General features: G+C 52.6%; 28 protein-coding genes and 1 tRNA gene. 4 read left to right on the top strand and 25 right to left on the bottom strand.

Annotated features, from left to right (window positions below):
- Positions 1-74 precede the first annotated feature (74 nt).
- From AAB391_00600 to AAB391_00585, 4 genes are read right to left on the bottom strand one after another with little or no spacing between them, the layout of a single operon-like run.
- Positions 75-2,372, bottom strand: coding sequence for a hypothetical protein (locus AAB391_00600; protein MEK7644810.1), 2,298 nt, complete (start codon positions 2,370-2,372; stop codon positions 75-77).
- 23 nt (positions 2,373-2,395) lie between these two features.
- On the bottom strand, positions 2,396-2,938 hold the full coding sequence (locus AAB391_00595) for a hypothetical protein (GenBank protein MEK7644809.1): 543 nt from the start codon (positions 2,936-2,938) through the stop codon (positions 2,396-2,398).
- Entirely contained in the window at positions 2,928-3,431 is a 504-nt protein-coding gene (locus AAB391_00590) for a type II secretion system protein (GenBank protein ID MEK7644808.1), read from the bottom strand. Before AAB391_00590 ends, AAB391_00595 begins: the two co-directional genes overlap by 11 nt.
- 7 nt (positions 3,432-3,438) lie before the next feature.
- Positions 3,439-3,897 carry a prepilin-type N-terminal cleavage/methylation domain-containing protein gene (locus AAB391_00585; protein ID MEK7644807.1) on the bottom strand — a complete coding sequence of 153 codons (459 nt, stop codon included), beginning with the start codon at positions 3,895-3,897 and terminating at the stop codon, positions 3,439-3,441.
- A 179-nt stretch (positions 3,898-4,076) separates the two neighbouring features.
- Between AAB391_00585 and AAB391_00580 the strand changes: the two genes are divergently transcribed.
- Complete coding sequence (locus AAB391_00580) at positions 4,077-4,703, top strand: hypothetical protein (GenBank protein ID MEK7644806.1); 627 nt, start codon at positions 4,077-4,079, stop codon at positions 4,701-4,703.
- Positions 4,704-4,832: 129 nt separating this feature from the next.
- Here the strand turns inward: AAB391_00580 and AAB391_00575 are convergent, their stop codons facing one another.
- The 13 genes from AAB391_00575 to AAB391_00515 form a co-directional block, all read right to left on the bottom strand.
- Positions 4,833-5,360 (bottom strand): hypothetical protein, encoded by a 528-nt coding sequence (locus AAB391_00575; protein ID MEK7644805.1) that lies wholly within the window; start codon positions 5,358-5,360, stop codon positions 4,833-4,835.
- A gap of 123 nt (positions 5,361-5,483) precedes the next feature.
- Entirely contained in the window at positions 5,484-5,816 is a 333-nt protein-coding gene (locus AAB391_00570) for a DUF305 domain-containing protein (GenBank protein MEK7644804.1), read from the bottom strand.
- A gap of 68 nt (positions 5,817-5,884) precedes the next feature.
- Positions 5,885-6,523: a LysE family transporter gene (locus tag AAB391_00565; protein ID MEK7644803.1), complete on the bottom strand. Its 639-nt coding sequence runs from the start codon at positions 6,521-6,523 to the stop codon at positions 5,885-5,887.
- Between the two features lie 252 nt (positions 6,524-6,775).
- Positions 6,776-7,096 (bottom strand): hypothetical protein, encoded by a 321-nt coding sequence (locus AAB391_00560; protein MEK7644802.1) that lies wholly within the window; start codon positions 7,094-7,096, stop codon positions 6,776-6,778.
- Positions 7,097-7,160: 64 nt separating this feature from the next.
- Entirely contained in the window at positions 7,161-7,388 is a 228-nt protein-coding gene (locus tag AAB391_00555) for a type II toxin-antitoxin system HicA family toxin (protein MEK7644801.1), read from the bottom strand.
- The gene (locus AAB391_00550) at positions 7,389-7,682 is read right to left on the bottom strand and encodes a hypothetical protein (protein MEK7644800.1); all 294 of its coding nucleotides are present in this window, start codon (positions 7,680-7,682) and stop codon (positions 7,389-7,391) included.
- A 244-nt stretch (positions 7,683-7,926) separates the two neighbouring features.
- Positions 7,927-7,998 (bottom strand) — tRNA-Glu (locus AAB391_00545).
- A 48-nt stretch (positions 7,999-8,046) separates the two neighbouring features.
- On the bottom strand, positions 8,047-9,357 hold the full coding sequence (gene murF / locus AAB391_00540) for a UDP-N-acetylmuramoyl-tripeptide--D-alanyl-D-alanine ligase (protein MEK7644799.1): 1,311 nt from the start codon (positions 9,355-9,357) through the stop codon (positions 8,047-8,049).
- A gap of 26 nt (positions 9,358-9,383) precedes the next feature.
- Positions 9,384-11,090 carry a penicillin-binding protein 2 gene (locus tag AAB391_00535; GenBank protein ID MEK7644798.1) on the bottom strand — a complete coding sequence of 569 codons (1,707 nt, stop codon included), beginning with the start codon at positions 11,088-11,090 and terminating at the stop codon, positions 9,384-9,386.
- A 33-nt stretch (positions 11,091-11,123) separates the two neighbouring features.
- A complete protein-coding gene (locus tag AAB391_00530; protein MEK7644797.1) occupies positions 11,124-11,459 on the bottom strand; it encodes a hypothetical protein in 336 nt (111 codons plus the stop codon).
- A 51-nt stretch (positions 11,460-11,510) separates the two neighbouring features.
- Positions 11,511-12,443 carry a 16S rRNA (cytosine(1402)-N(4))-methyltransferase RsmH gene (rsmH, locus tag AAB391_00525; protein MEK7644796.1) on the bottom strand — a complete coding sequence of 311 codons (933 nt, stop codon included), beginning with the start codon at positions 12,441-12,443 and terminating at the stop codon, positions 11,511-11,513.
- A 5-nt stretch (positions 12,444-12,448) separates the two neighbouring features.
- The gene (gene mraZ / locus AAB391_00520) at positions 12,449-12,883 is read right to left on the bottom strand and encodes a division/cell wall cluster transcriptional repressor MraZ (protein MEK7644795.1); all 435 of its coding nucleotides are present in this window, start codon (positions 12,881-12,883) and stop codon (positions 12,449-12,451) included.
- Between the two features lie 15 nt (positions 12,884-12,898).
- Entirely contained in the window at positions 12,899-13,060 is a 162-nt protein-coding gene (locus AAB391_00515; GenBank protein ID MEK7644794.1) for a hypothetical protein, read from the bottom strand.
- A gap of 140 nt (positions 13,061-13,200) precedes the next feature.
- Here AAB391_00515 and AAB391_00510 point away from each other — a divergent pair, with 140 nt between their 5' ends.
- A complete protein-coding gene (locus AAB391_00510) occupies positions 13,201-13,722 on the top strand; it encodes a DUF192 domain-containing protein (GenBank protein MEK7644793.1) in 522 nt (173 codons plus the stop codon).
- A gap of 13 nt (positions 13,723-13,735) precedes the next feature.
- Positions 13,736-14,314 (top strand): septation protein IspZ, encoded by a 579-nt coding sequence (locus AAB391_00505; protein MEK7644792.1) that lies wholly within the window; start codon positions 13,736-13,738, stop codon positions 14,312-14,314.
- Between the two features lie 92 nt (positions 14,315-14,406).
- Here AAB391_00505 and AAB391_00500 read toward each other — a convergent pair whose 3' ends face one another.
- The 8 genes from AAB391_00500 to AAB391_00465 all read right to left on the bottom strand — a co-directional run bounded on the left by AAB391_00500 (position 14,407) and on the right by AAB391_00465 (position 22,396).
- Positions 14,407-15,063: a hypothetical protein gene (locus AAB391_00500; GenBank protein ID MEK7644791.1), complete on the bottom strand. Its 657-nt coding sequence runs from the start codon at positions 15,061-15,063 to the stop codon at positions 14,407-14,409.
- A gap of 117 nt (positions 15,064-15,180) precedes the next feature.
- Positions 15,181-16,671, bottom strand: coding sequence for a lysine--tRNA ligase (lysS, locus tag AAB391_00495; GenBank protein ID MEK7644790.1), 1,491 nt, complete (start codon positions 16,669-16,671; stop codon positions 15,181-15,183).
- A 52-nt stretch (positions 16,672-16,723) separates the two neighbouring features.
- Complete coding sequence (gene greA / locus AAB391_00490) at positions 16,724-17,191, bottom strand: transcription elongation factor GreA (GenBank protein ID MEK7644789.1); 468 nt, start codon at positions 17,189-17,191, stop codon at positions 16,724-16,726.
- 41 nt (positions 17,192-17,232) lie between these two features.
- Entirely contained in the window at positions 17,233-18,954 is a 1,722-nt protein-coding gene (locus AAB391_00485; protein ID MEK7644788.1) for a penicillin-binding transpeptidase domain-containing protein, read from the bottom strand.
- Positions 18,955-18,970: 16 nt separating this feature from the next.
- Positions 18,971-19,246, bottom strand: coding sequence for a hypothetical protein (locus AAB391_00480; protein ID MEK7644787.1), 276 nt, complete (start codon positions 19,244-19,246; stop codon positions 18,971-18,973).
- Positions 19,227-20,039, bottom strand: a complete 813-nt coding sequence (gene mreC / locus AAB391_00475) for a rod shape-determining protein MreC (protein MEK7644786.1) — start codon at positions 20,037-20,039, stop codon at positions 19,227-19,229. Before mreC ends, AAB391_00480 begins: the two co-directional genes overlap by 20 nt.
- Positions 20,017-21,078: a rod shape-determining protein gene (locus tag AAB391_00470; GenBank protein ID MEK7644785.1), complete on the bottom strand. Its 1,062-nt coding sequence runs from the start codon at positions 21,076-21,078 to the stop codon at positions 20,017-20,019. The genes mreC and AAB391_00470 overlap by 23 nt, the downstream gene beginning before the upstream one ends.
- 49 nt (positions 21,079-21,127) lie before the next feature.
- On the bottom strand, positions 21,128-22,396 hold the full coding sequence (locus AAB391_00465; protein ID MEK7644784.1) for an aminoacyl--tRNA ligase-related protein: 1,269 nt from the start codon (positions 22,394-22,396) through the stop codon (positions 21,128-21,130).
- A gap of 172 nt (positions 22,397-22,568) precedes the next feature.
- On the opposite strand from AAB391_00465, the gene AAB391_00460 reads away from it, so the two are divergent.
- On the top strand, positions 22,569-24,083 hold the full coding sequence (locus tag AAB391_00460; protein ID MEK7644783.1) for a hypothetical protein: 1,515 nt from the start codon (positions 22,569-22,571) through the stop codon (positions 24,081-24,083).
- The last annotated feature ends 50 nt before the right edge of the window (positions 24,084-24,133 follow it).

Here is a 24,133-nt window from a genome sequence, read left to right as displayed (position 1 = left end):
ACGACGGTGGCGAGAGGAGCCAATATTTCAGCAGAAATATATGGCGTGCCTTTTCAAATAACCTCAGGAGCCTCTTATTGCACCTCTTGCCAGCTATCGATCTGATATCCGCCCGACGGACCAGAAGTGAACAGTAGGTTCGCCAACCCGGACTCATAGGTTACTGAGGCACTATTCTTCAGTCGCAATTTCCAGCCCGTCGCTTCTTTCAAGCTGGCGCTATTTTCAATTTCAATCATCCCACTCGGAGCATACACAAGAAGCTTTCCTGAGATAGAATTACCGACTTTTATGGCGAATTCCCCACCGCCAAGCGAGGCACTCTTGTTGCGCGACACAACCATTACATAGGAATTGTTCCCCGACCCAAGAAACGTAGAGGTGTTGGTCAACTCAACCTTGCTGCTGGAAGTGCGGTTTGTTGGATTGTCAGCAATGACAGCGGCTGTCCGCCCTGATATAGATGGACTAATATTGATCGTCGCACTATTTTTGATGAACACATTTCCCTTTACCCACACCATGCCGGATAAGTTCAGTATACCGTTGTTACTAAGCTCCAAGTCGCAATTAATCTTCACCGGACCGAGCGTGACCGTAGAGGTGATCTTGTACGGACACGGTGTAGTCAGCACCCCTCCCGCCGCAGCGTCAGTTTCCCACTGATCAATAGTAGCCTCAGAAATCGGCATGCTCGAGGTTGCTTGATTGGCACTGCCCGGATACGAGACTCCGCCGACGCTAGAGCCGGTAATGGTTTGATAGTACGCGTCTTTGGTGACTACTGAATCGGTGATTGTTTTTGCGTACATCGATCCCGCAGTACCCGCCGCATTGATTCGCGTCACGCTCCCTGTCGAACCAGCCGACACAACAGTACCAGTGATCGTATTGCCACCAGAACCCATCGCGCCGTACGACTGGAAGGCGCTCGAAGCATTATTTGCGCCGTTCAATACAAAAACGGCACCATTCTTCACCTTCACTGTGTTTGGTCCACCGTTGCTAGAAATATTTGTCGTCGAAACCTTTACCGGCAAGGCCGGATTAGCCAGGCTCCACACATCGAGGGATCTCTGGCTGGTGTTGTGAGTATTAAATACACCGACATAGAGGTACCCTGCGCCACCATCTATGGACTGCGGCTCGAGAATACTGTTTGCCGCAGTCGCATACACCACCGTCGGCACGGCGGGATTGGATAAACTCAACACGTACATGCCGCTCAAAATATAGGACATGACGTACATATACTGTCCGGCAATGTACGGCGTATACGTGCGACTATACATCGTACCCGCGGGCATCACACCGACATAGGTCGGGCTGGCAGGATTCCCGAGAGTGTAGGAGTAGATGCTGCCGTAGTTGCCATTGAGATCGTGTCCAATGTACAGATAGTTTCCGTTGATCGTCACCCAGACTGGGTTCGCGACGGTACTGATCGTGCCCACTACCGCGGCCTGCGTAGGATTCGAAATATTCACAATCTTTGTGACTGTACTGTTGAAAAGTGGGATATACAGGTAGCCATTTGCAATACGCCCGTTCTTTCCCGATCCGCCAAGAGCCAATTGCATCACGAGTGTCGGGCTAGTTGGCGAGGTGATATTGTAGATGTCTAGATTGCTGGAGTTGAGCGAGGTGATGTACAGATAATTCCCAGAGGTAACGAGCGTGTTGTGATACGGATTCGAGCCGTAGTTGGTGGTCACCGAACCCACCACGGTTGGCGTTGTCGGGTTGTTGAGGTCGACAATCTGAAAGCTGTTCGAACTCAAGACGTACGCATATCTGCCGTCGGCGGAAAAATCGAAGCTTGCGGCACCGCCAGCTGACGCGCTCGAGACCGTGGCTGAGCCGGAAAGTCCGGGGCTAGCAGCGTTGCTGTTATTCACCGCAGCGGACCCGGTGACCGGTCCGTTGGAGTATACGTTGCCGAGAATAGAAGATGAGTTCTGCAACTCAATACCCCCTTCGCCCGCCTGTACGCCGTAATTGAAAGACACCCCCATGCCGGTAGTCACCATTGAACTGACCTTTTTGATATAGCTGTCGCGGTCGCCGGTACTGGTGACCTGCTTGCCGCCAGAAACATCGGTGACGGTAGTCGAGGCAGTATAGCCATTGAGTGTGAGATTTTCTGTTGCACTGACATTCATACCGTTTTGGAGACGGTAGAGCACGTCCTCATGAAGTGCTTCCGCCACGGCATAGCTTTCTCGAGACTTCACGACATTTTGGCTTCCCTGCAGATCGCGAAGCGTGGTCTGTGACACACCGGTGAGAATGGCCAGACCAATACCAAGGAAGAAGATCACTGAGGCGATCATTACCTGGCCGGACTGAAGATTTCTTGATTTCAATTTCATAAAGGATCGTATTACCATAATCATCACATATTACGAGTGACTGCGGTAGTGTAGAACGTCTCGGTGCGAGTCTTCACACCGAAGCTACTTTGGACGGTGAGCGTAATGCGCACGCCGTTGGAGACGCTGTTTTGGAGCAAAGCTAGGGTGAAGTTGGTCACCGACGCGCCGGAGAGCGTGAGTGGGCCTTCGTCTATGCCGCTACGACTCACACGAAGCACCCCATTGCTCACCGTGAACGCTATGGTCGTGGTTGCACCACTTGCGTTTTCACTCACCAGGCTGAGCACACCAGGATTCGCTCCAAAAGTACTGCCAGCGAGATTGATCGAGCTCGCCTGTCGAGTCTCATAGATAATGCGCTGCAAGGCTGCACTCGCCGAGGACGATACTGCCTTGGCGAGGCGAATATCAGCATAACTTTTCGTGAGTGCGGAGATACCATTCACCAAAAAGACCGTCACCGAGGTGAGAAGGGCGAGATAGATGAGCATCTCCACCATCGAAAAGCCACAGGCGGCGCGGCGACGTGAGCCGCTTTTGTTTTTAGATGGGCTAATTTCCATACAGGTTCGTGATATAGCTGGAAATCTGCTTCATGGTGGTAGACAGTGCAGTGTTGTCGTCCGGCCAAGCCACCGCCACAGTGAAGCCGCGAGTATTCGGGTCGAGCGTTCCAGTAGCGGCAATGCGGTTGTTGCTGTCGCGATACACTGTAGTGAACACCACGGTGCGTGCATACCGCACATCGATCATCTGCGGAGTGGTGGTGAATTGCCAGGCCGAACCAGTCCAATTCAAATACTGGGTAGTGCTCGCCGTGACCGGTGCGATATATGAGGTCCAGCTCGTATCGCGGAGCAGGCGCACCACTTCGAGTCCCTCTTCCATCAGAAAGGCCGCTTTCACCGCTTTGACATTGTTCAATTCTGCACGTAAATAGGCGGTATACACATTAAAAATGGAGACCGAGGTGATCGCAATGATCGCCACCGCGACAAGCACCTCCACCAGGCCAAAACCTTGTTTCCTGTTTTTCACAATTTTCAATAATGTCATGTTCATATTATTGCGCCTCAGCGATGCCAGTAGCATACACCGTGACGGTTCGATAGCTCGTCGGTGTCGCAGTGAGGGTCACGCGAAAGGTACCGCTCTGAGTAGTGGTGCCGGTGAGTTTGTTGAACAAAACATCCTGCCCTGCCCCATTGAGAGAAATGTTTGAGAGGGAGAGCCGCGGGTCGAGGACGAGGGGTTTGTTTGTGCTAGCGTTGGCATCGTATATGGAGCCGACGAATAGCACTGGGCCAGTGGAGAGGAGACGGACACCATAAGCCACTGCACCTTTCGCCGACACAGTGAGTGAGCGGGCCTGATCCAACACTGCCACCACTGCATCAGTACTTTTGTCGAGAGATTGGCGAGCCGTGACCGTACTGAAAGACACCGTAGCTAAGGCGGCGATCATGGCAACAATAGCCACGACAACCACCATTTCCACCAGAGTAAGACCGGCTTGCTTCATTGCTGTATTGTATCGGAGATTTGACCCTTTTCGTAGGGAAAATGGGTATAGAACAAGCATTGACATATATATATTGCGTGTGCTAATGTTCTCCTTGAACCGTATTCCCCGAGTGGGGCATACATGAACCTGACCGCCGACCAGGAGTCGGCTCAACAAAAATACAGACACCGCAACGTATGAGCACTGCAACCACCGCCCTCAAGATCCGCAAGAAAAACCGGATCACGACCAGCACTCCCCCTCCGCCGACCGCTGGCGGACAGGCGCCGGGCACCTTCCGCGAGGACACCCGATCGCCGTGGCAGCTAGCCTCGCTCGACTTCACGGAGGAGGTCGCCCGGATTTATGCGGGCAAGATCTCCCCGAGCGAGAGCATGTTTCATCCCCTCGAGCCCATCAACGTGCTCGGTGAAGAGTGCGTCCACCAGATCGGTTCACCGCGGGCGAAGGAATTCTTCCGCCTCGCCAACGAACTTATCGGGCGTGCTGAATGTGTTCCGAACCCGAAGACCCCCAGTGAGGTCGAGATCGTGAAATACCAAAAGGACCACTTGCTGGACCTTTCCCAGACCGCGATGAAGCTGTTCTGGGCCCAAGTCGAAGCCGAGATCGGCACGAAGCTCGACACCAGGACCCTCGGTCTGCGCGCTGACTGGCACGTCACCGTGGCGCGCGAACGTGGTGATGACAACCCACTGAGGATGTTCTTCGGCGGCGACCAGCCGGACTCACTCCTGAAGTTCCTCCAGCAGAGCGTGGCTCGTCAGCGCCAGCGTCAGCGCGGCGGCAATAACGGCGAGTAATCAGCAGCGCGACTCGACTCACATGGTGCGACAGGCAACTGTCGCACCATTTTTCATTTCTTGGATTTTGATAATAAAAAACTGCCGACCGGTTGAGGCCGACAGCTACTGCAAACGAGTCGATGTTTCCTACTTCCCGCCTTTGATGCGGCGCTCCAGTTCTGGACCGGAAATGCGACCGAACATGACACGGTTGTCCCGGAAAGGAATCTTCCCGATATTCACGTAGGCGAAGAACGTGCTCCCTCGCTCCGGCGAGAAGGATACTTCGACATGCTCGACCATCTCGATCTCCGGAGTTCCTGGCTGGCCCCCTGGAATGATCGATGACTTCCGGGTGATGAGACGGAAGGACTTGTTTTGGAGGCTTGAGTCTTGTAGGATCTCGAGTATGATCGGCGCCGGCGAAGGCAGTTGCGCGGGATACGAGACCACGAACACGCCGCAGCGGTTCGTTTGGACGTTCTTCACGACGTAGGCGACGTCGTTGGTGACAAGCGGGCCGAGGATTGCGGCGGAGCATGTCCACTCCACTTTGTTGGTGGGAATAAGGAACGTATCGGGGACATTCGCCAGATCGTTGGTTGCCCCATCGACCGACTGGATAGAGGCGCAAAAGGTGGCGAGAGCGAACAAGACCGACAGGAGGGTTTTCATAGGCAGGTCAAGGTGCGGGCTTCCGGACTCTTGCGTGAGTGCAAGCTGATCCGAGACTGTATTTACTATGCCAGATTTTAGATATCTGTCAATGTCTGCCTGATTGAAATCAACCCTACTCTCCTACTTGAACCAGGTCTTAAGCCACTCTTTCATCATCGCAATCTCACCTGTCTGGGCGGTGACGATGTCGTTGCCGAGCTTCACCAACTCTGGTCGCTTGGTACCTGCAAGCAAGGTCTGTGCCATTACCACTGCCCCTTCATGGTGCACGATCATTTCTTCAAGAAACGCTTTCTCGAGATCCCCACCTGTCTTCCCTTCCAATTCGCTCATCATGCCACCCATTGCACCATGCATGTTTGAAGAAACGTCCGGGGTGTTGAGCCAATAACCGAGAATGAGACCGACAAGGAGCGCAACGAGACCAGCAAGAAACGTGTTTTGATTTTGCATGAGATTGGGTGATTAGCTGTTATGGGGTAATTGTAGCACTTCAAGACAGCTTCTCCGCGCGCTCTTTGTTATTTCTGACTCGCGAGTGCGACCTTAATACCGAGAACGATCAGCACGATCCCAGTGACGCGTTCTATGTGGTGTTGGACCTTGGCGATCTTCGATTTGATCAAGCTGTTCGAGAATACCGTTGAGAGAAAGGCGAACCAGACAAACGTGATGACCATGGTTTCGAGGCCAAAGAAGAGCTGGATGAGCTTTGGCGTCACTGGGTCGATAATCTGAGTGAAGAGTGCGAGAAAGAACATTGTCGCTTTCGGATTGAGTACGTTGGTGAGAAAACCGGTTTTGACGGCGGACCAATTTGAGATATCTTTTTTCTCTGGAAGCATCGAGGTCGAAGCGGTTTCCAAAGACGACTGCGGATTGGCACGGAGCGAAAGATATCCGATGTAGATGAGGTAACCAGCGCCAAGGTATTTGATGATGCTGAAGAGCACGACTGACTGAGAGATGATGAGCCCGATACCGAGTAGCGAGTACGCGACGTGCACGAGAATGCCGAGGGCAATACCAAGAGAGGTGTAAATACCAGTCTTCCGTGAATGGACAAGACTATTTTTGGTAACCACGGCAAAATCCGGTCCGGGGCTCATGACCGCGAACAAGTGAACGATAGCGACGGTGAGGAATTGAGTGAGGAACATGGGTGGGGTTAATTCAGCCAATCTTCTCTTGCGATGCCAGACTGGCGTATGATACTTGCCACTGTTTTGGGGTTTATTGCCTTCCTGCCATGAAAAGGCACGGAAACCTGTCTCGATACGCCTCCTTTCGAGCCAATATAAAAGTAATGACTTCCTTTTGTGTAGTTGTAAACAAAATTATGTTTTTTGAGAAAGACCACTACATCATCGAACGTCCAATTCATGATTCCGTTCGGCATGATTTTTTATATTTTATGCAGGGAGAACGAATCTGCCAAAAGAGTGCACTTGATACGGTGAAGGAATGACTTTGTTGGCCTCAAGTGTCTTCCAGAGATTTTCATACTCAGGATCCACCGACTGATTCAATATTGCCTCAGTTCTCAAACCACCGACCTTACTATGTCGGAGGGACTCAAGGTAACCAGAAATGGCTTCGTGGAGACTGAATGCGGCAATTTCAGGAGTATCACCTTCTGTTACGATATTAAACTCAAGCGCAACTCCATACCAAACATTGTCTTCTTTGAAAATGATGTTGCGAATCAAGCCTTTTTTAAGGGTATTTTTCATGTTTTCAATGATATCATCCGGACTGGCAAATTACAATTTCGTTAAAGCGAGGAATCTTTACCTGCTAGAGTTTTACAATAATCTTCAGATAGGCTTCTCGTGAAATACCGAGTGTACGAAGATTGTTGAGAATTACAAATTGCGGTAGCTCTGACCCTCTCGGAATGATGACTGGACGTAAAATACCCGGCTTCCGATACTTTCGATGATCACCTTCTTCAGAGGCAAACTCACAACCAACCGACAAGAGGAATTTTTCAAACTTCTTCCAGTGAATTCTTCCTAAACGCATTTATGCCATCATAGGAACTGGTAAAACTTCTGACGTTACCACGGGTGGAACCCATTGAGATGGTCGATTGCGGACTGCGACTTTTGTCCAACCAAGCTCCGTAAGCACTTCATCCTTAACATTACGCTCGGTGATGTCCTTAAGAAAAATCGCGACAAGCTCCTGGAATCGTTCTTTGGCCTGCTTCTCAGTCTTTCCTACAGTAGAAATATCGAGTGCCGGGGCATAGGCAACGACTTGCTTGCCTTCTTTGATGAAATTAACGGTGAGTTTTAGTGAATAAGGACGAATCATGAGAATATCATAGCATAAGGGTCATTCTGGAGACAATCTACGGCCTACAATGCCCAGCGGCCGCTTATTACTTCTAGCAAATGGTGACCCTACGGGGAATCGGTCACGAGTCCTCGCCTGTTGGCTCGGCTCTCGACCCCGCCTCGCTCGCCTGCGCGAGCTCCGGCTTTCGATTCTGCCACACAGGGCATCATAATGCGAAACAAAAAGAGACATCTTGACAGATGTCTCTTTTTGTTTCGCATGACCCTACGGGGAATCGAACCCCGATTTAAGCCTTGAGAAGGCTCCGTCCTAACCGTTAGACGATAGGGCCGTAAAAATGTTGCCGCACGGTGCGGCGCCCTCAATATATACCACACAATTACCGCTTCTGCCACTCTTCGTCTTGGCGTACGAGCAGCTCTGCTCGGCGCTCGGGTTCTGCCATGAACTCCTGTACGGCGCGCTCCATACGGATAGACTGCGAACCTTTCGCGAGGACGACATCCCCTTCGCCAAGCATCTGCTCGACGTACTTCCCCGCCTCTTGAGCGCTGTCAAATTGAAAAATCTTGTCATCAGCCAGTCCAGCATCGAGAGCGCCCTCAGCGATCTGCCGAGCGCGTACACCAACAGTCACCAACACATCCACGACGGTACCCGCAAGCAAGCCGGCCTTGCGATGTGCTTCGGCGGAGAGCTTGCCAAGCTCCATCATGTCGCCCAGCAACGCGATCTTCTTGCCACACTTCAAACCACCAAGAGTGTGGAGCGCTTCGGTCATCGCCACCGGCGAGGCGTTGTAAGTGTCGTCGATGACGGTCGCGCCCTTCACGGCTGGAAGCAAACGCATGCGGCCGGGAGTATTGAGCTCACGGGAAAGACCTTCGATGGCTTTCTCCGGTGCGATACCTTGTGTCACCGCCACAGCAAAAGCAAACAAGGCCGGATACAAGTGATGACTACCGGCGATGCCGCGCCGCACAACCTCATACGTCTTCTCGCCGTGATGGATCGCGAAACGGATACCGGCTGGGTGCTGAGAGCCGTCTTTGCCGGATTCGTAGAACAGCTCGGGCGCGGTCGCACGGAAATCAGCGCCCTCTTTTTGGCTCACTGTCATCACCTTCGCCTTTGAGAGCGGTCGAAACCCAGCAACATCTGCGTCATCAATATTCAGAAGCAGCAAGCCACCCTCTGCTTCGGCCCTCACCGCGCGTGGCAATTGGCTTTTCTCGAACACGAGCTCGGCGCGATCCTTGAAAAATTCCACGTGTACTGGCACCTCACCAATACGAGTCACCACACCGATATCTGGCTTCACCCACTCCATGATCTGGGCAATATCTTTCGGTCGATCAGCACCCACCTCGAGGACAAGCCAGGCCGGATACGGATGCGTGGTGATGACCGCCATGAAGCCCTTGCAAATGTTTTCAAGCCACAAAAACGGATTGGACCTCGCGTTCTGGAGACCGAGGATGGTGAGGGGTACGCCGATGTCGCCATTGAAGCTTTTCTGGCTTTTGCGTACAAAAAACGACGAGGCGAGGGCGGAATAGATAGCGTCTTTCGTAGATGTCTTGCCAACGCTGCCGGTGATGGCGACGATTTTCGGTTGGTACTTCTTCAGCACCAACTTGGCTTCCCACTGAAGGATGGCGACGACGATCGTTTTAAAAAAGGATTTCATGTGTATTTCCGGATGCTGCGCGATTTTTATCTATCGGGCGGGACTTCGTAATAGTGTAGCAGAAAATTGGTCAAATCAAAGAATGGGTCAGTGAGTGTTTCTGATGCAAAATCGACATTCTTTGGGTACACGGTGTACAAGAAGACGATGAAACGCGGGTTGTATGCCGGAAAATATCCGAAGAAGGAGTGGAGGTAACGATCGGCATAGTACCCCTTCGTACCTCCTTGAGAGATCTGGGCCGTACCAGTTTTCGCCGCCACACTATAGTGCTCAAGCTTCACCTTGCCATTCCTCAGCGCTGTGTCGACGAGCTCGACCAGCATGCGCGAGACTTCTTCTGAAGTCTCTGGCTTCAACACCCGTCGTCCGTCTGGGTAGCTCAGCTTTTTGGTAACGCCAATTTTGTAGTTGATCTCCTTCACCACGTGCGGATTCGGCAGGTAGCCACCGTTTCCAAGGGCAGAGAGGGCGCGGACGGTAGCGATTGGTGACAAGGCGATACCCTGGCCAAAGGAGGCGGTGTAGGATTCGATGTCGCGCGGGCTCTCGACTAGCGTCTTCAGGAGCCCGCGCGACTCGTTTGGTACATCGATCCCTGTCTCTTCATCAAATCCAAAACGCAGCAAATACTCCTTGAACGCCTGTTTCCCCATCTTCTGCACCACGAAGGAGGCGCCGGTGTTGAGTGACTTGTTCAACACCTCCTGCATCGTCGTGACACCGCGATGCTTCTTATCTGAATTGTACAAGGTCTTGCTGTCTGCCGTGACAAAGCCAGTATCAACATACGTTGTCTCCGCAGTCACCGCACCGGCGTCAATCCCTGCCGCCATCGTGATCGGCTTGATGATCGAACCCATTTCATACACATTTTCTATAAGCGGATTGCTGTACACCCGAAGATCCTTCACTGTCTGAAAATGGTTCGGGTCAAAAGATGGTGTCGCGCCCATGGCGTAAATCTCGCCAGTCTTCGGATCCATGATGATACCAGCGGTGAGATCGGACGACCAATGTTTTTGCACCTCGCCCAGCACCTGCTCTAGACGCATCTGCACACTCGGTTCGATCGTGGTCACCAAGTCACCCTCCAGATCCTCTTCCTCACTTACCACCTTCCCGAGGTCAGAGAAGACTTCGGCAAAAAAATTGACGTATGCCTTGTCGGTATCACGACGCAACGTCTCTTGGTAGAAACGTTCGAGACCGTAGCGACCGTCAAGAATGTCGCCGTTGTATCCAACAAATCCGATGGTCTGCGCCGCAATATCCCCGCCCGGATACACTCGCCACTGATCGCGCACGAGACTCACGCCAGGAATCTTCAGTGCGCTGATCTGGGCACCAAGTTCTTTATCTACCCGCTTCGCGATCTCTTCATATTGATCATCTTTTCGAGCCTTTGCAAAGAAAATGTCGCGATCGATCGGCCACAACGTATGGATCTGCCGGTACGCCTCATCGACAGAGGCAATCTTCTTGGGATTGATCACCAAGGTAAAACCGGAATTGATCGTGGCCGCGCCATACGAGCTACCATCTTTATTTTGGAAATAAATAGAGCCGCGATCGAACAGGTGCTGGGTCGGGCTCACATATTGCCGCTCGGCCTTTTCTGCATACGAACCGCCGCGTACGACTTGCACTAAATACAATCTGCCAATGAGCACCAGCGCCACGAGGAGCACAGTGCTAGCGACAAGACGAATTCTCCAGGGGTGCTCCTTCATGAATGATGAATCGCCCGCTGCCGCCACACACCACTATCGAGGCGTGTTGAGAGAGAGGCTTTGCGATTGATTATACGACACAAAATGCGGATCAGCCACGTCTACAAAACCGAGTTGGACCGCCAGCGATGGGCCGATATTATTTTTGAGCTGCAAATGGGTAGTTTCGAGAGTAGCGAGCTCCGCGCTGAGCTTTGTAATCGACGATTGCGCCTTCTGTCGAGCCACCACGTTGCCGATCGTGGCGTTGATCATATACCCATACGAAAGAGCTGAGCAGAAAATGAGGGCGAGTACAGCAATACAAACCCTTTGAATGAAGAGTTCGTTCTTGGTGAGCTGATTGGTATGGTAGATGATGGCGTTCATGGGTTTTTTATATGATGTTTAGGACTTTTTGAGGATTTCTCGATCGCCTCTTTATTTTTTCTTAAGGACTCTGAGTTTTGCACTCCGCGACCGCCGGTTTTCCTGCATTTCCTCGTCGCTCGGAACAATGGGTTTCTTGGTGATTAGCTCCGCCTCCCCTTGGTCCGCCTTCTCTTTGAAATACCGCTTCACGATTCGATCTTCGAGACTATGAAAAGAGATCACGGCCATTCGTCCGCCGGGGGCCAATGAGTCGAAGCCTTTCCAGAGGCCTTCTTTGAGCGCAGAAAGCTCGTCATTTACGGCGATCCGCAAGGCCTGGAAGGTACGAGTAGCAAAATGGGTCTTCCCTTTTTTATAAAAGAATGGTACCGCACGGCCGATGACATTCACGAGCTCGAGTGTGGTTTCTATCGGCTTCTGGGCGCGCGCCTCGCAGATGGCGCGCGCAATCCGTCGCGAATATCGCTCCTCACCATACGCGTAAATCACATCAGCAATGTTCTGTTCCTCCCAACTGTTCACAATGTCTCGCGCAGTGAAGCGCGGAAGCGCATTTGCCACAACACTTGCCTTCACACCGACTGCCGGAGCCGGAGTCTCAGTTTGCGAGAACATCATCTTCAGCGGTCCATCTTTTTGAAAACTAAACCCGCGCTCAGCCGCCTCAAATTGGTCGGCATTCCATCCAAGATCAAACAATTCGCCATCTGCCTTCTGCCCCGCCAAGGCCAGATCGATATTTCGAAAGCTGCCGCAATAGTATTGAATATTACCCGCCTCCAATCGTTTCATTGCCAAATCAATCGCCGCCTGATCTAGGTCGATCGCCACAATCTTCACCTCCTTGCCAAATCGCGCTATCACCTCCGCGCTGTGTCCGCCACCACCCAATGTTGCATCCACAAACACTCCACCCGCGCGCAACTCCAAAGAATCGAGCGATTCTTTCAGAAGTACAGATTTGTGTAGGGTGGGTGTCATGTTTTTTATAGCACGCCGATCTGCCCGAGCTTTTCGGCGAGGCTGTTTGCTTCCTTTTCGACCTTGGCTTTGTACTCCATCCAGAGCGTGTCATTCCAGATTTCCACACGGTTCTGCACACCGATCAAAACGACTTCTTTTTTCAATTGCGCTTTTTCTTTCAAAAAATCTGGCACCAACACGCGACCGATCGAGTCTACATCCGCCTCCACTGCCCCACCGAGCATGTATCGATTGAAGCTTCGTGTGTCAGCTTGCAACATCGATGAACCGCCGAGCTTCTCCGAGATCGTCTCCCACTGCGTCGGCGTAAACACGAAGAGACAACCATCGAGGCCAGGAGTGATGATCACCCGCTTCCCCATTTCCTTACGAAACTTTACAGGCAAAGAGAGTCTGTTCTTGTCGTCTATGGTGTGCGTGTATTGGCCGATAAACATAGACGCGATGGGTGTTTATGAGTCGAGCGAATTATCCAATTTCATTTCCGAGAGAATCACCTTTTCTTTTTTCGCAATGAGGACTTTTTCGCGAGGCTTCACCGACAGAGTAGTAGAGAGGAAAGCGTACGAACTCTGGCCCGATCGAACCACAAAGATGTTTTTGTTGAGTTTCATGTTGTTTTTATTAATTTACCACTTTTTCCCACATGTATAGTATTTTATACCACTTCATCCCACTCTACAACAAAGTTATCCCCATGGCAGGTCGAAAAAGTCCTCTTTGCGGCACTCGGGGCTGTGTCATACTTATAGCCATGGACATCCGACACAAGTCCTTTGCTTGGAAGGCGACGGTTTGCTCGATTATCGCCCTCATTATGGTCATTTCCGCTGGTTGGGCTGTGTTGCGACAGGCTTCCACCGACTACAAGGACCGCGCCACCCTCTATGACGTCAAAGTCGGCGACCTCATTATCCCCGTAGAGATCGCCGATACTCCGGAAACCCTTGAAAAAGGCCTTTCCGGACGTTTTCACCTCCCAAAGAGGCAAGGGCTGCTCTTTTTGTTCCCCACTGCTGAAAAATACGCCTTCTGGATGCCGGACATGAATTTTCCGATTGACCTACTCTGGATCGACGCGGACAAGCGCATCGTGGGGATTGAAGAGTCGATGAAACCCGAAAAAAATCTGCAGGATCCCCGCTACTACACTCCGCCCGAGGCGGTGGGTTACGTGATCGAGCTGAATGCGGGCTTCGTAAAAAAACATGGTATCACGGTCGGACAAGAGGTGATTATCCCTGAAATTTCCACAGGTCACCGGGCTCTTTTCTGATATACTATCCTTCATGTTACGCAAATTGGTCGTCGGTCTCGGAGTCGAGTTCGGCCCGATCATTGTCTTCTTCCTGATAGCCGAGCAAGTGAGTTTCCTTCGTGCCACCTTGATTTTCGTGGTGCTCACGGTCATTTCTCTGGTCGTCGGCCTCTATGAACAAAAACGCATCGCTTGGTTTCCTCTCATTGCCGGCGGCTCGGTGGTCATCTTCGGCACGCTGACCCTCATTTTCGACAATCCATTCTTTTTGATCGCCAAGGACACCCTGTACAATGCCGCCTTCGCCATCGCCCTCTTCATTGGCCTCGCGCACGGCAAAGGCTGGCTGAAACCGATGTTCCAAAAGCTCATCGCCATGAATGACCGTGGCTGGCGCACTCTTTCCTGGCGTTGGGCGATCTTCTTTACTATTCTCGCTGTCACCAACGAACTTGCCCGCCTCAACCTCCCCACCGCCGGCTGGATCGTGTTCAAAGAGATCGCCACCAGCGCAACCATTATTTTTTCTATCTATCAATTCACGTTGTCAAAAAAAGAGCGGTTGCCAGATGCCACGCCGTGGGGGCTACGCAAAACCGAGAGTCGGTAGAAGCAAGCTGAACAAATTTTGTATAGAAAAATCCCCGACTACACAAAGTGCAGCCGAGGGTGTCAAGAAAGGAAACCGAAGAGAGCAAGGGATTAAGGAATCCGGAGTGGGCATTCAACCGTCTCGCGACCACCGATGCCAGTGATACGACGACCAGCGCGGGCCCGGGAGAAGCAGAACTCCGTGCAACCACGATTCCAGCCACCGTCAGCAACTTTGCCGTCGGGGAGCCTCGAGGCCGGAAAACGAGTGCCAGTTTTTTGTTCGAGGAAGCCCCCAGTGACTTTGTGATACGTGCCGAAGCCGATGATGTAGCCGCGCTGGTCGAGTAGAGTGCGCTTCGTAGCGACCATTTCGTCCGCAGACAGGTCCATCAGATCAGCCGTGGGTGTTTCGGAACGTGCGACGAAGCGGAGGGTAGGCTTCCCGGAAGCATTCGCATCCTCGTAGTCCATGAGATTCTCCTCTTCATACACCCTCTTGAGCTTAGGCTGGGATTTGAGGGCTTGCTCCACTGCTTGGCGATTGGAGATGGTGCCGGGGTCATAGACCGCGATGACCTCTTTCTCTTCCCACGGGAACGTCTCGGGCATCACAAACTGTGTGCGCAAGTCGGGACGATGGCCGAAGTATTGCTCGGCAAAATCTTCAGCTTCCTTGATAGCCGCGAGGGCGTTGGTGTCGGTGAAGGGGAAGGAGGGACGAGGCGGAGGTTGGGCAGGAATTGCTGGCAAGAATGCACCTTTCACGGTGTTTCCTTTTTGTTCTGATTTTTAAAGAACAGTCTGGATCTTGGCAACGTGCCGCAATCTCTGTTCGAGAAATACTATACTGTATTTTTACAAGGATGTAAATAGACTGACGCCTTACTCCCCTTTTGGCTTCAAGGTCGGAAACAAAATAACTTCCTTAATATTTTTCATCCCGGTGAGAAGCATCGTGAGTCGATCAATACCAACACCGACACCGCCGGCCGGAGGCATACCGTATTCCATAGCCTCGAGATATTCTTCGTCATTCGGCTGCGCCTCATCATCCCCCGCCTTCGCGTTCTTCTCCTGATCCATAAAACGAGACTTCTGGTCGATCGGGTCGTTGAGCTCAGAAAAAGCCTTCACAAGCTCCATACCGCCCGCCACGAGCTGAAAAGCATTCACCAATGCCGGATTCTCCTCTGAACGCTTCGCGAGTGGCAGAAAGGCCACTGGGTAGTCGACGATAAAGGTCGGCTGGACGATCTTCGGTCGGCAAGCTTTTTTATAAATATTGTCGATGATTTTCTCGAGAGGGTCCTTTGGATCTACCTTCACTTTGCATTCTGCAGCCTTGGCCCGAGCTTGCTCGAGAGTGAGAGTCTCTGGGTGTGCAATGCCTGCATATTTTCCAAGAAGATCGGCGTACGACATGCGCGCGAATGGCTTCGCAAAATCGATAGTTTCTTCATCAAAGACCACCGACAAACTACCACATGCCTTCTCCACTACATTTCGAAGCAAAGATTCAGCAAATACCATCTGCTGGGACGCATCGCTGTACGCCTCGTAGTATTCGAGCATGGTGAACTCTGGGTTGTGGGTAGTGTCGATGCCTTCATTGCGAAAATTTCGGCCAATCTCGTACACTTTCGGAAAGCCACCAACGAGCAACTTCTTCAAATACAACTCTGGTGCAATACGCAAAAAGAGGTCAGTGTCCAAAGCCTTGTGATGCGTGACGAAGGGAGTAGCGTTGGTGCCGCCGGCGAGGGGCTGCAACGCAGGAGTCTCCACTTCCAAATAGCCGGCGGCATCGAGCGAGCGTCGGATCTCAGAAACAATCTTGGCACGAGCAACAAAACGGGCACGGACCGATTCGTCCATCAAGGTGTCGAGATAGCGATGACGAAAACGCTCATCAATGTCCTGCAAACCATGCCACTTTTCTGGCAAAGGTCTTAAACTCTTCGAGAGCATACGCCAGCTAGCCACGGCCACAGTTTTTTCTCCGCGCTTGGTCACAAACAAACCGCCGGCTAGCTCGATGAAGTCGCCAATGTCGACAGTCTGACCAAACAAATCAAACACCTCAGCACTCACAGTACCCGCTTCAGCAACCTCGGCAGCCTTTTTGATCAGCCCCTGAAACTTTCCCGTGCCATCATTGAGTGTGATAAACACCAACGCGCCCTGCGGACGCAGAGACATTACGCGACCAGCGACAGAAACCGCCGGCTTCTTTGCCAATTCATCAAATTGAGAAACCGCTTCAGCAAGCGTCGCATCACGCTTGGTTGAAATCGGGTACGGATTCAGTCCTTTCTCACGCAAGAGTGCGAGTTTCTGCAGACGAACAGCGCGGATTTCTTCTTGAGATGCCATGGGCGAATTGTATCATGTGCCGCGCTGTCGATATAGGCAGCGCGTGGACAGCTTACGCGATATCAACAATCTTGTACGTCATCTTGCCCTTTGGAGAGAGGAAAGAAAAAGCTTCACCCTTGCGCTTGCCAGCCATGGCTTCGCCAATCGGCGAGTGGAGAGAGATCTTGCCGAGACCGATGTTGGCCTCCTCAGAACCCACCACCTGAAACTTGTGCCCACCCTTCGTGCCTTCCTGCTGCACGGTGACGGTCGAACCAATACCAACCGCTTCGGTGTGGTGAAGCTCGACAATCTCTGCATGACCAATGATCGCCTCGAGACGGTTGATACGATCTTCTACGGCCGCTTGGTTGTCGCGCGCTTCGTGGTATTCAGCATTTTCCGAGAGATCACCGAGCGCTTTGGCATATTCCAAATCCTCCGCGACTTCCTTGCGCTTCACCTTCTTCAAGTGGTCGAGCTCCTTCACGAGCTCTTCGTACCGCTCTTTCGACAAATACTCTTTTTGATCAGTCATGTGGTGAAAAAATAAATAAGTGACACAATCTTACGCTTTTATCATTCCGAAGTCAAAGAGGTCATTTCCGGCCTTGTTGCGCCTAGCCATTGGAGAAAGTGGTAGGCCGCCGAAGTGGCGCCGACCGTGTTGGTGCGCGGACCACGCTCCATCACAAAGACCACGGCATAACGAGGCTCTTTGTATGGAAAAAAGCCTGTAAACCAAGAATTGGTGAACTTTTTCTGAGTACCGATTTCCGCACTACCAGTCTTCCCTGCCACCTGCACGTCTGGGAAGTTCAGCGAGGTTGCCGTGCCCACAGTCACCGTCATGCGCATCCCTTCTTTCACAATGCGAAAGACATCTTTAGGGACATCGAGATGCTTGAAGGTGTTGTTGCCGGCCGTGCCATCCTTAAGCAACGTAACGTTGGGCACCACACCATCATTGGCGATGGTCGCTACGCCCACCAGCATCTGTAGCGGGGTGACGAGAGTGCCGTACTGGCCAATAGAGGTGTGATAGGTATTACCGATCGTCCACTCTTCTTCATTGAAATTCTCACGTTTCCATTCCGGATTCGGCACGACACCTTTCTTGCCCAATAGCAAGCCGTCGCCAGTGGTATCGCCGAAGCCGAACAGGCGCAGGTACTTCTCGATCTTGGTGATACCCAGCCCCTTCTGTTCTTTGTAGCCGCCGCCAACTTCGTAGAAATAAATATCGGAAGATAAAGCAATGGCCATACGCATATCGGTCCAGCCGTTAGCGCGCCAGTCTTTGAAGACAGTTTGCTGGGAAGAGTCGTAAATATTCTGCAGAGAGATTGAGCCGGTACTCAGGATCTGGGTACTAGGATCGATGATCTTCTCCTGCAAAGCGGCGATGGCCAGAAATGGCTTTACTGTAGAGCCGGGCGCATAGAGACCGTCGGTAAAGCGATCAAGGAATGGGTTGTCTGTGTCTGCAAAAAGCGCGTTGATCTGCTTCACATCCTTGCCCTCAGTGAGGACGTTGCTACCATAAGAAGGATAGCTCGTCATCGCAACAATCTCGCCGGTCTTCACGTCGAGCAGACCCGCAGCACCTCCCTTGTAGTCGGCAGTTTCCACCACAGACCTTACCGCTTCGTACATATGTTGCTGAATACCTGCATCGATCGATAGTGCCAACGGTAGGCCGGCCCGTGGCAGCTGGATCGTGTTTTCTGATTGCACTTTTCCCAACGCATCGGTCTCGCTCAATTTTACGCCGTTCTCGCCAGAAAGGAGGTCATCGTAATGGGCCTCAACCCCATCCTTGGCATCATACCGTTTTGAATAATAGTAGCCACTCGCATCCTTCGACGGGTATTTCACGTAGCCAAGTACGTGCGAGAAAGCCGGGGAATCGATGTATTGGCGGAGGGCGAAATCGGTGTTGCTTGGATTCGAGGCATTCCAGGCGAGCGCGACACCGTCTCGATCGGTAATAGCGCCACGCTCGGCAAACACAGTGGTCTTGCGGAGACGGTTATTCTCGCTTTTCGCCAAATAAGCAGCACCTTGCGACACCTGTAGCTGATACGCCCGTGCCGTATACCCAATCCCAAAAAGCACGAACATACTTGCTAAAAAAATGAGTGTACCGACTGGAATCGGGTGTTCAATGCGACCTTCGAATTGCTGTGTATCAAGCTCTGAGAGATTTTTTGAGTCAAGAAAAATCTCGTCGGGAAACACTTCCCGGCCCTGAGAGATGCGCCGCGCCATGCGGCGTTGCTTCGTAAACAACCTGAACATGCCAACCATTGTACCATTATCGCAACTGCCGTTTCACCAATGAAAGTATGATAAACAATCCGATGCTGAATAAAAAGTATGTGTATGAAGATACGGAGAACGTCTGGTGTGAAGCATAAAGAGTATCGATCATGAGGCCGACAAGAATCAGTTCTACAAATTCGGAAAATGAAAAAAATGCCACTGTGGCAAGGATCAGCGAGGCCCACCATGGAAACCAGCAGATTGCTGCGACAAGGCAGACATCAAAAGCAAGGCGTTGCCAGAGTGTGTTATTTTTCTCTTTGGACATAGAGGAAATGGGTTTGAGAGGCGTTATACGGACTTCGTACGCGCGCGATCTGGAGCGATTTGGCAACATCTGTCTCAATGGTACCCACCAGACCAAGCACAAGGGCTGGAGTCCCGGGCACCATGATCAGATCGCCCTCTTTCACTCCGCTCTCGTGCGGCAATTTCACGATGAAATTGCCGCCACCCTGCCCTGTCGCTTTGGTGAAAAAACGCTTTTCACCGGTATATACCGTGACCTCTTCATTTGGATGCGAATACAGCTGGACCAAGGCTGTCGATAGATACACCTCTGAAATGTAGCCAGCGGCCGTGGTTGAGGAAAAATATACTAATGCATTTCGCTTCACTCCGAGATCAACCCCGGCATCGATGATCACTGTATCGTACGCCGATACACCTGGAGCACTCAATGTGGCGACGAGGAGTACATCGCGCTGATTATCTCGTCCGAAAGCGGTTTTTAACTCATCATTTTCTGCCTGGAGCGTTCGATTCAAAAGGATTGCCTCAGCCTGCTCTTGCACTTTTTGGTTGAGTTGAGCATTTTCGTTTAGCAGATCAGTCTTCGAGCGCATATTCGTGAGGGCAGAATCTGCTGTACCCATCACGTACTCTTGAACATACCAAAATGGCCGAGCGAGCAGAGTGAGAAAGTCCTTGAAGGGTGTCTTGGAAAAGGTCGCCGACAACGCAACAACAAAAAGGAACGCAGCAACAATACCGAACAGACGTTTCGGCCCAGGTCGAAAATGTCGGCCACTACCGAGACTAGTTTTGCGGAGGAAGCTCATCTTCGTTTTGGATCAACACTCCTTCGTAGAGTGCGAGGTTCTCTAGGATAATACCCGTACCGCGCGCCACGGCCGTAAGCGGATCTTCGGCGATGTGTACCGGAATGTTGATGTGCTGATGGATGAGTTCTCCGATGCCTCGAAGGAGCGCGCCGCCACCTACCACATGCACACCCCGATGCATGACATCGGAAACTATTTCCGGCGGAGTGGTCTCGAGCACCTCTTTCACCGACTCTACGAGGTTGTCGATAGACTGTGAAATCGCTTCACGCACATCACCATCGGTAATCACCACTTCGCGCGGCAAGCCGGTCACCAGGTCTCGACCTTTTACCGAAGACTCAAGCGGTGCATCTCCTGGGATCACCGAGCCGATCTGGATCTTGATCTGCTCCGCCGTCTTTTCGCCAATCAAAATTTTGAATTCGCCGCGGATGTAGCTAATGATGTCATTGTTGAGTTTGTCGCCTGCAATCTTCAGGGTCTTCGCGCGCACGATACCCCCAAGCGAAATCACGGCGATGTCGGTGGTGCCGCCGCCGATGTCGATGATCATGCTGCCGACAGGGTCATTCACCGGCAGACGAATACCGATCGCCGCCGCCATTGGCTCCTCCACGATATACACCTCGCGCGCGCCGCTGTTCTTGGTAGCGTCGCGCACGGCCCGCGTTTCCACGTTGGTGATGCCATACGGCACACCCACCACCACACGCGGGCCGAGGAGCTTTTTCTTTGACTGTTGAGCTTTGTTGATAAGATACGAAATCATCTCCTCTGTCACTTCGAAATCCGAGACCACGCCATCTACGAGCGGCTTCACGGCCTTGATATGCGCGGGAGTGCGACCGAGCATTTGTTTGGCCTGCGTACCTACTGCCACCACCTGGCCGGTCTTTTCATTCACCGCGACCACCGAAGGCTCGTTGATGATAATCCCCTGCCCGCTCATATACACGAGCGTGTTGGCAGTACCGAGATCGATGCCGATATCGTGCGAGAGGAAATGATTCAGTTTTTTAACAATTTTTTTCATTCTTTCTTTAGGTTCGGTCGGTGTGTCGAGTCTGGCTTCAGGAATTCCGTTATTTTGCTAGACGTTTCAGGAGTTCGGCTTGCGCGATCTTCTCTACCGGACGCTCACCGGCGGCGTTGGCTCGGCGCGGTTTGTATTCGACGACGCCTTCCGCCAAGGTCTTCTCGCTGATGACCACTCGATGCGGCAAACCCAGCAGGTCTGAATCGGCAAATTTCTCTCCCGGTCGTGCGTCGCGATCGTCATACAAAACGTCAATCCCTTTTTCGGTGAGCGCATTGTACAGCTTTGTCGCTTCGTCCGCCACTCTTCCCGCCTTGTCGGCGATCGCGATGAGATGCACGCGGAACGGCGCCACAGAGTCTGGCCACACAATACCGTCGGCGTCAGCGAGGACTTCTACGATGGTGCCCATCAGTCGTGTTGGGCCAATACCATAGCTTCCCATCACCACATTTTGCTTCTCGCCTTTCTCATTCAAAAAGCGGAGCTCGAGTGGCTCAGAGAAACGCGTACCGAGATTAAAAATATTCCCCACCTCTACTGCTTTTTTCTCGACAAGCACCTCGCGCTTCAGACCAAGATCAGCGAGCACCTCATCGGTGAGTACTTCTTTGTTCACCGCAATGCCCGACTTCTCATCGACATAGATAAAATCCTCGCCCGCATCAGTCACAGTCTGGAACTCGTGCGAATATTTTGCGAAGGAGCCGCCGGAAGCAAATGTGAGGAAGGTACGCTCACCGAGACCCATACGTCGAAACACATTCGTGTATGCCTGCTTCGTTTTTTCATAGAAAGCGGTGTGCTCTTTTTCATCTCGAGAGAATGAATATAGATCCTTCATCAAAAACTCACGGCCGCGCATAATGCCGCTCTTTGCACGGATTTCATTACGAAACTTGGTCTGTATTTGATATGGATACACTGGCAAGTCACGGAATGACTGCACAAAATTTTTCATCAACATGGTGAGCGGCTCTTCGTGAGTGAAACCGAGACCAAGCTCGGTGTCGTTCTTCAATTTCGTCTTGAACCAAATATCCACCACTTTGTCGTCCCAACGATTCGTCTTTTGCCACAATCCTTTTTCCTGCAGCGTCGAAAGGAGCACTTCCTGGCCACCGATCGCGTTCATTTCTTCACGGATAATCTGGTTGATACGGCCGAGTGTCAAAACACCGAGCGGGAGCAGCGAATATACCCCGGCAAGCTCTTTATTGATGTACCCCGCACGGATCAACAGCTGCGCATTACGCGAAACCTCGTCTTTTGGGGCTTCTTTGCGCGTTTTCGAGAAGAGTTGTGATTGCTTCATGTCCTGAATAATACAGGAAATACGCCGTGTCTGCGAGCTTGACTTTACATTATATATATGCTACTATGCTAGGCAAACGTCAGTAAGGGGGTACCGTGTACCGCACCCGTTGACATCGGTCAAATACCAACAAAACCGCGGCTAGAAACCGCACTGCAGAAAGACAACCGTTATGATCCTCGAATTCCTCCTCGGTGTGGCCGCCTTCGGCCTCTTCGTCGGCAGCATTGCCGCCTTCGTCGTCTTCATCAAGATCGGCAAGAAGGCCAAGACCGCCGGCGTGATCTCCACCCCACTCATCATGGGTGGCCAAGTTATCGGCATCGCTATCCTGGTGATGCTGAACTTCCTCCTGATCAGCAAGATCACGGACCGCACTGAAACGCGCCGCGATTTCGCCGCCGTCGGCCACGAGGTGAATAGCCTCAAGGCCGACAACACGGCGATCAGGGCGGAGCAAGAAACGTTGAAGCCCTTGGCCACCAACGCCGCCGCCCTGCTCAACATGGGCACCCGTGTGGAGCTCGCTGATGCCAAGGCCGACAGGGCATTGGAACAGCTCAGTAACCTCAGCGACGCATACGTCGCTGGACTGAACAAGCTGTCCACGAACATCAGCGACCGAATCGACCAGCGCCTCATGGCGTTGCGTATCGCGCTCCAACGCGAGCACGCCGCGTCGATGACGCAGCCGACACTGAACGACGGCCGGATTATCAACCCGAACTTCGTGCCACAGCTACCTCCGCCTCCTGCACCCACCGCCGTCGCGCCCCAACCGCCCCAGCCCTACGTGGCTGCCGGCGTCACGGTGCCCCCCGGCTACTCTGTCCAGCGAGACGATTCGTCGGAGCTGGCAAAAGTGGAGCGTCGCCTGGCCCAGCTTGAAAAGGCCCGCCAGGATGCGAAGCAGGCGCAAAAGAGCGCGAAGGCAACCCAAAAGGTTGCCGCGGCGGCCGCCGACAAAGGCAGCCAAGCCGAACAAGTCGCACTCCTCGCGATGAAGCAGGTCACCGAGCTCAACACCCGTCAAGGCAAAATGGACGATCGGCTCTCAGACATATCCAAGGCGATCGACAAGCTCTTGGTGTTCATGATCTCGACGAACGTCTCCTTGCCCGCCTTGACGGACACCAATCCGCCGGCGGCGCAAGTGCAGCCTGCACAGCCCGCGGTGCCGGCACCAACGGCGCAGACCCCGCCTCTCGCTCCCGCCTTGGCGCCCCAACCGGCGCCAGCAGTGAGCGCAGTGCAGCCGCCGACGAACAACCTGGTCTCCTTCACGCTGACCAACGCGTTCGCTATCGGTCGCAGCTTGTTCCAAGTCCAACGCTGGCCTTGGGAAAAGGGTGGGATGATCGTCTATGAAGTCACCGGGTGGATCAAACCCAGCGACAACATGGTGACGGCCCGCCAGATCGTCCAAGCGACGACCGAGCGGTTCCATAACAAGAACGGCGTGTGGTTCGCAGGTAAGGACTCGGGCAATGCCGAGATCAACAACAAGTTCGTGTTCGAGTTCGGCGAAGCCCTCAAGGCTGTCCGCAAGGGCAACCAGGGCTGGGACCATCTCGACATCGACCCCGTCTTTCGGACCAATCCGAACGGCGGCGCGATCAGCACGAACAGCGTGACTCGCACCAACACACGGCAGGCCAAGGTCAACACCTCCCTGCCAGCGCCCTGAACGGCGACATCAACGCAAAACACAACTCCCCTGGACGCTCACGCGGCCGG

The sequence above is a fragment of the Patescibacteria group bacterium genome (assembly GCA_038065315.1).
Classification (GTDB): domain Bacteria; phylum Patescibacteriota; class Minisyncoccia; order Phycocordibacterales; family JBBTRF01; genus JBBTRF01.
Note: the sequence above shows the minus strand (reverse complement) of the source record. Positions and strands in the feature narration are given on the sequence as shown.